Source organism: Compostibacillus humi, from assembly GCF_014637175.1.
GTDB classification, from domain to species: Bacteria; Bacillota; Bacilli; order Bacillales; family Amphibacillaceae; genus Oceanobacillus; species Oceanobacillus humi.
The window spans coordinates 1-8689 of the sequence record NZ_BMEV01000091.1 but is presented as its reverse complement, the minus strand read 5'-3'; the positions used below and the strand labels follow the sequence as shown (position 1 = coordinate 8689).

At 37.6% G+C, this 8689-nt stretch carries 7 protein-coding genes; 1 reads left to right on the top strand and 6 read right to left on the bottom strand.

Translation table 11 applies throughout. The features are described from left to right. Nucleotides 1-313: 313 nt before the first annotated feature. The 3 genes from IEV18_RS15660 to IEV18_RS15650 form a co-directional block, all read right to left on the bottom strand. Nucleotides 314-931, bottom strand: coding sequence for a CadD family cadmium resistance transporter (locus IEV18_RS15660; protein WP_188393318.1), 618 nt, complete (start codon nucleotides 929-931; stop codon nucleotides 314-316). Nucleotides 932-1001: 70 nt separating this feature from the next. After that, on the bottom strand, nucleotides 1002-3164 hold the full coding sequence (locus IEV18_RS15655) for a heavy metal translocating P-type ATPase (RefSeq protein WP_188393317.1): 2163 nt from the start codon (nucleotides 3162-3164) through the stop codon (nucleotides 1002-1004). Next, nucleotides 3157-3525, bottom strand: a complete 369-nt coding sequence (locus IEV18_RS15650) for an ArsR/SmtB family transcription factor (RefSeq protein WP_040047916.1) — start codon at nucleotides 3523-3525, stop codon at nucleotides 3157-3159. Before IEV18_RS15650 ends, IEV18_RS15655 begins: the two co-directional genes overlap by 8 nt. A gap of 213 nt (nucleotides 3526-3738) precedes the next feature. Between IEV18_RS15650 and IEV18_RS15645 the strand changes: the two genes are divergently transcribed. Further along, nucleotides 3739-5439, top strand: coding sequence for a recombinase family protein (locus IEV18_RS15645; protein WP_188393316.1), 1701 nt, complete (start codon nucleotides 3739-3741; stop codon nucleotides 5437-5439). On the opposite strand, the gene rlmH is transcribed toward IEV18_RS15645, so the two are convergent. From rlmH to ltrA, 3 genes are all read right to left on the bottom strand, one after another. Next, nucleotides 5383-5862, bottom strand: coding sequence for a 23S rRNA (pseudouridine(1915)-N(3))-methyltransferase RlmH (gene rlmH, locus IEV18_RS15640; protein ID WP_188393319.1), 480 nt, complete (start codon nucleotides 5860-5862; stop codon nucleotides 5383-5385). The genes IEV18_RS15645 and rlmH overlap by 57 nt on opposite strands. 137 nt (nucleotides 5863-5999) lie before the next feature. Then, entirely contained in the window at nucleotides 6000-7220 is a 1221-nt protein-coding gene (locus tag IEV18_RS15635) for a hemolysin family protein (protein ID WP_188393315.1), read from the bottom strand. A gap of 212 nt (nucleotides 7221-7432) precedes the next feature. Further along, on the bottom strand, nucleotides 7433-8689 hold a 1257-nt coding region (gene ltrA, locus IEV18_RS15630), incomplete at its 5' end, for a group II intron reverse transcriptase/maturase (RefSeq protein ID WP_188393314.1).

Genomic DNA, 8689 nt, shown 5'->3' with positions numbered 1-8689 from the left:
AAGAAGGCTTTTCGTAGTAACGATGAAATAAAGGCAAATGCGGCATGATCAACTTAGTCTGCATTCAAATATATCAAGGGTTTAGAGCAATTTTAAGCGTGCGAAAGTTGAGTAGATAATAATAAAGAAGCCGCCACCCTTTGATCTGCTAAATCAAAATAAGGGTGACGGTTCGCTATGCAAAGTAAATACATTTTTGTTTATCCAGAAATAATTCATTCAGAACAACATTATCATGCTAACTAAAAATGCCAGCAGCATTCTCGGTATTTTTAAGATGTTTGATTTCTAGGATTAAAATTTGCCCCATTTGTTAAATTAGGAATGAAAATAAAGCGTTGAATGTACCATTCTCAAACATGATATAAATCCCTAGCCCTATAAATACAATAGGGACAATCCAACGTTCATATTTCTCAATTTTTTCTGATACAAAATCCAAAGAAGCTAAGCGATAGCTGACATAACATAGAACCCCAACCATAATGAAGAAGACAATACTAGCAATAAGTATTTCAACCGTGTTTAATACCGTGAAATAAGGTATATAAATAGAAAAGTCATCTGCACTGGAAGACAGCACAATAAATATGACTGTTATATACAATTTATTAAACCGATTTGAGGAAAATAAAGATAATATATTGCTTTCATCTTCATCCTCCTCACCCTTAATCCAAATCTTAATCCCCAGATAAAGCGGTATAAGCCCAAGAAGACCTAAAACCCATTGCTGAGGGATTAACCATGTAATACCTAGAGCTACTAAAAGACTGGCAGCTATAATAATTGCCGTACCTATGTATTGTCCAATCCATATATGTTTCGCTTGTCCTTTTTTTATTTGTGAAAACAAAAGGATTAAAATAATAAGATAATCAATTCCTGTTGCTACATAAACTGCAGCCGCAGTAAGTGCCGTTGTAATCATTTTTTTCATCTCCAATATTTCAGGATTGGGCTTTTCAATAAGAAGAAAAGCCCTGAGATTGCAAATTTAGTTAATATTTATCTTCTCCCACTCGCATTAGTCTTAAACCATTCAATGCTACTAAAAGAGTTGCTCCCATATCTGAAAGGATGGCAATCCAAAGTGTTAGCCAACCGGGGATAACCAATAATAAGGCAATGAATTTAATTGCTAATGCGAAGGTGATGTTTTGCTTAATTATAGTAAGTGCTTTTCGGCTTAGTTTCACAGAAAATGGAAGTTTTCTTAAATCGTCTCCCATTAAAGCAACGTCTGCCGTTTCTAGTGCTGTGTCTGTACCAGCCCCACCCATCGCAATTCCAACGGTAGAAGCAGCTAATGCAGGAGCATCATTGACACCATCTCCAACCATTGCTACGTTTCCGTATTTAGATCTCAATTTTTTGATAAATTCTAATTTGTCTTGTGGCAATAGTTCTGCCTGAATATCCGTTACCCCAACATGACCTCCAATAGCATCTGCCGTTCCTTTGTTGTCTCCTGTAAGCATAATGGTTTTTTTAATTCCAAGTTGATGTAACTTTTGAATAACTTCTTTACTTGATTCACGTACTTCATCAGCTACTGCAATGACAGCAAGAATTTCTTTTTCAGTTCCAACCACCATTGCAGTTTTACCTTGATTTTGTAGGTTCTTAACAATTTGCTCTTGTTTATTATTAAAGTCAACTGACAGATTCTCAAATAATTTCGGATTTCCAATGTAGTAAGTCGTACCGTTGATAGTCCCCTTGATTCCTTTTCCTGTGATAGAAGAGAAATCATCCACGATTACATGAGTGTAGGAAATGTTCTCCTCATCTGCTTTTTTCATAATAGCTGAAGCTAGAGGATGCCCGGAACGATATTCTAATGCAGTAATGATAGACAACATATCTTCTGCATTTACCTGATTGTTCAACATTTTAAAATCTGTTACAACTGGAACTCCTTTTGTAAGTGTACCCGTTTTATCAAAAGCTATTGCTTTTAAAGCACCCATTTCTTCTAGATAAATTCCGCCTTTGATAAGCACACCTTTTTTGGCTGCATTTCCAATTGCTGAAACAATAGAAATAGGAGTTGAAATAACTAATGCACAGGGACAACCAACGACCAATACTGCTAGCCCTTGATAAACCCAAGTTCCCCAGCTGCCACCAAATAATAATGGTGGTACTACAGCTACCAGCCCTGCGATAATCATAATAATAGGCGTATAATATTTTGCAAATTTATCTACAAACGCTTGAGAAGGCGCGCGTTCCCCTTGAGCTTCTTCAACAAGGTGAATGATTTTGGAAATTGTTGTATCTTCAACAAGCTTTGTTACTTTAACTTCAAGTATTCCCTCTTCGTTTAATGTACCTGCAAAAACTTCATCATCCACTGTTTTCTCAACTGGGACTGACTCGCCTGTAATAGTTGCTTGATTAACAGCCGAGTAACCATGTACTACTACACCATCCATAGCAAGCTTTTGACCGGGTTTCACAATCATAATATCGCCAACAGCAATATCATCAACATGAATCATCATTTCTTGCCCATTTCTTCTAACAAGCGCCTCTTTCGGAGCAATATCCATTAAAGATCGAATTGATTGTCTTGCTCGGTCCATAGAGAAACGTTCTAAAGCTTCACTAATTGCAAAGAGAATAACAACAATTGCACCTTCTGCCCATTCTCCAATAATAGCTGCTCCAATAATAGCCACTGTCATAAGAGTTTTCATGTCAAATTCAAAATGTAGCAGGTTTTGAAACCCGACTTTAAAGAGTGAGTATCCACCAATCACTATCGCTGCTGCAAACAAAAGGGAAGTAATAATATTATCTTCTCCATTAACAAAATGAGAAATATAACCAAAAACAATTAATAAAGAAGCATATAGTAACGTACTGTGTTTTTTATAAAATGGCTCTTTTTCTTCTTTAACCTCTTTTTTCTCTTCCCTTAATGGTTTATCTGGAGTCACTTTAAGATTTTCAAAAGCGCCAGCCCTTTCTAATTCTTCAACCGTTGCATCACCATACACGGTTATTTTAGATGCGCCGAAATTTACTTTTGCGTCTTGAACATTGGGTAGTTTCTTAACATTTCTTTCAAATTTCTCTGCACAATTAGCACATGAAAAGCCTTGTACTCGGTAGGAAGTCATGTCAACTTCAGACCGTTCAGCTTGTTCAGACATTTACCTCCACCTCTTTCTTATGTGTTAATGCAATCATCATAATTTGTTTGATATGTTCGTCGTTTAATGAGTAAAAGGAAAGCTTTCCTTCTTTTCTATAGTTGACAATCCTTTGCTTATAAAGTGTTCGTAAATGATGAGAAGCATTAGCAACTGTAACGCCTAAGATATTAGCTATATCACAAACACATAGTTCATCTTCCTGACACAAAGCATAGGTGATTTTTGCTCTATTTTCGTCGGCAATTGCTTTTAACATTTGAGAAACACCTGAAATATCTACTGTTTGTAGATCACCCTGTATTCGATTAACCTTTTCCTCGTCATAACAAAAAATTTCACAAGTATCTTTCTTATTCAAATCATCACCTCATTCAAGTATTTGCTTGATTATATAGTAACTTTTTTCAGTAAAACATTCAAGCATATACTTGAATGAAATAAAAAAGAAATGGGTTTTTTCCAAATCTAAAAAGTACTTCTTCAATTTCCCATTTAAGTCAAACAATCACATAAGGTCCCATTTCTCTTATCTAGTATTTCATTGTAATATCAGTATGAAGGAGGATTAGATATGGATATATCAAGAGTTGCAATTTATGCTCGTGTAAGCACAGAGGAACAGGTAAAAGAAGGTTTTAGTATAGCCGCGCAACTTCAAACACTTCGGCAATATGCTCAAATTTATAACTGGGAAGTGATTGATGAATATGTCGATGAAGGAATTAGTGGTAAATCCGTAAAAGGACGGCCTGAAATGAAAAGACTAATTAAAGATGTAGAGAATGAGAGATTTGATGCTGTAATAGTTTGGAAAATTTCCCGACTTTCAAGAAATATGCTAGAAACACTCATGATTCTAGATAAGTTTGAAAAATACAACGTGAAATTTATATCCTACTCAGAAAACTTTGATACCAGTAGTCCTATAGGTCGTTTAGTACTTCAAATTATGGCCTCAATCGCTGAAATGGAGCGAAATACATTAGCGGAAAACGTTAAGCTTGGGATGAAACAGAGAGCTTTGGAAGGGAGATGGAACGGCGGGGTTGTATTTGGATATGACACTGTTAAGAAGGAGCTAGTTATCAATGAAAAGGAAGCTGAAGTAATACAGTTAATCTATCATATGTATGCAAATGGCAAAGGGCTTAGAGCGATTTCTAACCACTTAAATAAAGCTGGGTATAAAACCAAGCGTAATCGTTATTTCTCCATCAATGGAGTAGCACAAATCCTAGACAATGTAATATATAACGGTAAAATCAGTTGGCTAAAATTTGAAAATTGGGATTCCAAAAGAAGAAAAGGGAAAAATCCAAATCCTATTCTTGTAGAAGGAAAACATGAACCTATTATTTCGGACGAACTATGGAGCGTTGTACGAGCAAGGAGAAAAAGTAAATCATTTAAGCAGCGTCAATCAAACGAACCATTTTTACTTAGTGGCCTTTTACGCTGTCCTGATTGTGGTCAAGGAATGGTTCCGTCAATTACAACATATACACGTAAAGATGGGACGAAACGAAAACATCGTTATTACGTCTGTAGCGATTTTCATAATAAAGGATCTGCTGCTTGTAAAGCTAATTCTATTAAGGCATATGAAGCAGAAGATACGGTTATCAAGAAAATTGAACAACTTAGTTCTAATAAGAAGAGATTATATAAGACGATCACTGACATAAGTTCAAGTTCTGCTCATTCGATAAGTAAGCTTAACAAAGAATTAGAAAAGATTGAAATACGATTAAAAGAGATTGAACAATTACAGGCAAAGTATATGGATGCCTTTGAGAAAAACACTCTCCCTGTTGATATTCTACAAGAACGGTTACAAAAGGTCTCGAATGATAAAAGGGGGTTAGAACAAAAGAAAAATGAGATTATAATACAATTAGGATCTATCGATTCAAAAGTAATCCAACCAGATTTGATTGAAAAATTACTGAAGAAATTCCTATCTGTTTACAAGAAGACAACTAAGGAAAATCAAAAGCAATTGCTACTGTTGTTAATTGATAATATTACTATCAAACAAGATGACAAATCAAGAAGCATTAAAAATATAGAACTTGAATTTGATTTTACTGAAATGAACATTTCGAAAACCTTTACTCTAATCCACTTGTTATATCGAGAAACGGATAATGAACATACATTTTCAATACCCGCTTCCGATAAAGAATTACCACCTTATCTACAACAGTTTTTGCCTCTATTTGTGGTACGGTTCCCCCCGGTTAATTTTAAATGCCCGATAAACCTGCTCTAATAAAATAAGCCGCATCAGCTGATGGGGGAAAGTCATTTTGGAAAAGGAAAGGGCCATGTTGCTCCGCTTCTGTACAGCTTCGCTTAAGCCGAGGGACCCGCCGATAACAAAAGCTATTTTGCTTTTTCCATAGGTGGCCAGCTCATCGATTGTTGCAGCCAATTTTTCCGAGCTCAGCATTTTACCATTAATTTCAAGTGTAATGACGTAGGTGTCCTGGGGGAGATGGTGAAGAATCCGCTCTCCTTCCTTTCTCTTTACCTCGGCCATTTCCGCTTCGCTTAAATGTTCCGGCGCATGTTCATCGGCGACTTCCGTCAAATCTACTTTCGCATACCCTTTCAGCCGCTTCATATATTCTTCTATGCCTTGCTTCAAATATTTTTCCTTCAGTTTCCCAACGGCAATAATTTTTATGTGCATGTCATTTCCTTCCTTCGTTGCCGCTTTGCCCGCACGGTACAAAACGTTATTTCTCGTAAAGCTCAATATCAGTTTACCAAAAAACCGAAATAAAAAATCCCTACTTTCTTACTGCAGGGATTGTATGTAAAAAAAGTCTATTTAATAATTTGCACTTTGGAAATGGAGCGTCCGTCTACTTCCAGCACTTTAAACGTTAAATCACTCATTTCCAGCACTTCCCCTTCTTCGGGAAAATGGTTAAATTCCTTTAATAAATACCCCGCCAACACATCTTCATCCTCGGGAATTTCCGTGCGAAAAATCGTATTTAAGTGGTGCAGTGTAATTTTCCCGTCGCAAATTATTTCCGTATCTGTCATCTTTTCCACGAGCATGTCATTGTCGACATCCATTTCGTCTTCAATTTCTAAGCCGATCATCGACTCAATAATATCTTCGTGGGTGAGAATCCCTTCGGTTCCCCCGTATTCATCTAAAACGATCGCCATATGCTTCTTCAATTTCGTCATCTGTCGGAAAACGTGTTCAATGGAGTGGAATTCATACACGATTAGCGGATCTGTATCACTGTAGTCTCTCAGCGTTTTCCCAGGTTCCACCGACCACTGAATTAAATATTTCGAGTGAAACACCCCGATAATATTGTCAATATCCTCTTCGTACACCGGATAACGTGTAAACGGGTTTTGCATGACCACTTCTCTTACTTCTTCAAAGGTTGCCGTATTTGGAAGCGCTTCAATTTCGACCCGCGGCGTTTTTAGCACATCCTTCACATTCAGGTTTTGGAAATCCAAAACTCCTTTTATTCGAAAGGACTCATCTTTCTGAAAAGTTCCTTCAGAATCTGCGATATCGACCATAGCGCGGAATTCTTCCTTGGAAATGGAAACAGGCTGTGCCTGCCCTTTCGAAAGGGTCTTCGTAATAGAACCGGTTAGCCAGTTCAGTATAAAGGTAATCGGTTTAAATAAAAAAATAAAAAATCTTATAATCGGATAAACAAGGAAAGAAATCCGATTAGGAAAAGCAGCAGCTATTGATTTTGGCAGTACCTCCGCAAAAATGATTATTACGACGGTTAATATGGCGGTAGCAGCCCCGACATTCCAGCTGTACTGAATCGCAATCGTTGTAACTAATGTCGGCAATACGATATTGGCGATATTATTCCCGATTAATATTGTTGTGATAAACTCATTCGGCTTGGAGACAATTTTTAATAATTGGCCAGACTTTTTGTTTCCGTTTTTCGCCTGCATTTGCAACCGCATTTTATTCGTTGCAGTTAATGCTGTTTCGCTTCCGGAAAAGAAAAAAGAAGCAAATAATAAAAAAATGATCGCAATGATCACGAGAAGTTCTTCCTCCTTAAAATAGGCACATTAAAATATTTATTAAAGCAATTATATAATAGTTCCTTATTATGGGAAAGCTTTTTCCACTTTTAGAGAAGGTGAACAGAGTCCTATTCATCTTCGGAACAGTAATTGAGATAGGGGGAGGTGACTAACCTCCGTCCCTCTCACACCACCGTACGTACGGTTCCGTATACGGCGGTTCCAGATTATGTATGACGCAAAATTTCATATCTAGCGGATATGCTCTTTAGCCCTTGGCTTGACCAGTATTTGGTGCCAAGGGCTATGTGTAATATGGGACTCTTTGCGATACGCCAATATGCTTTCCTGGAGTTTGACCATTCATATGCCTTTTGTGGCGATATTCCTAATGAGATTAGTTTTCTCTTCTTGGTTTTTGGCAATTTCCATTCTTTCCAACGTATCATTCGGAGTCTTCGGTGTAACCATGATTCTAACTCTTTTAGGTTGCTTGGCGTTTCGATTAACTGATAGTAACCAAGCCAACCATTAAGATTGCTATTTAGTTTGGCAATGCGTTGTTCCATTGCTATTCGCTGTTTTCGTGAAGTTAGTTTCCTAATCCGTGCTTTGAATCGTTCAACAGATTGCTTTGCCAATCGAATGTTAGGTTGTTTCTTGTTGCTTGTGAAACTAAACCCCAAGAATTTACGTTTCCAAGGACGGGCTATCATACTCTTTTCCCGATTTACCTTGAGTCGAAGTTTCTTTTCGATAAACGTTGTGATGGATTCCATCACTCGTTGCCCAGCACGTTTGGACTTCACGTAAATTTGGAAATCATCCGCATATCTCACGAATTTATGACCACGCTTCTCCAGTTCTTTGTCCAGTTCATCTAATACAATGTTGGAAAGTAACGGACTTAATGGGCCACCTTGTGGTGCTCCCTCCGTAATTGGACGAACCAGCCCATTTTCCAGTACACCAGCTTGTAGAAAGCGTCGGATAAGACGAAGGAGTGCTTTGTCTTTAATTTTACTCGCAAGTTTTGCCATTAATCGGTCATGATTTACTTTATCGAAGAATTTCTCCAAATCCATATCTACTACCCAGCGATATCTTTCTTTTATATAAGCTCTAGCCTGTTTGACCGCGGTATGTGCCCTCCTGTTCGGACGGAATCCGTAACTGAACTCCGAGAATGTTGGGTCAAATACCAACGTTAATTGTTGGGCGATGGCTTGTTGGATGAAACGGTCTGTTACCGTAGGGATACCTAACTTCCTAATTCCACCGTTTGGTTTCGGGATTTCGACTCGACGGACTGGTTTTGGTTGATAGGTACCCGACCTTATTTGGGTAAGGATGGTTGTCCAATTTTCTACAAAATGGTTCCGCAGGTCTTTTGTGGTCATTTGGTCGACACCTTGACTTCCTTTATTCTCTTCCACTCGTTTGATTGCTTGTAAAAGATTCGGTCGTGCCAGAATCCGTTCCAT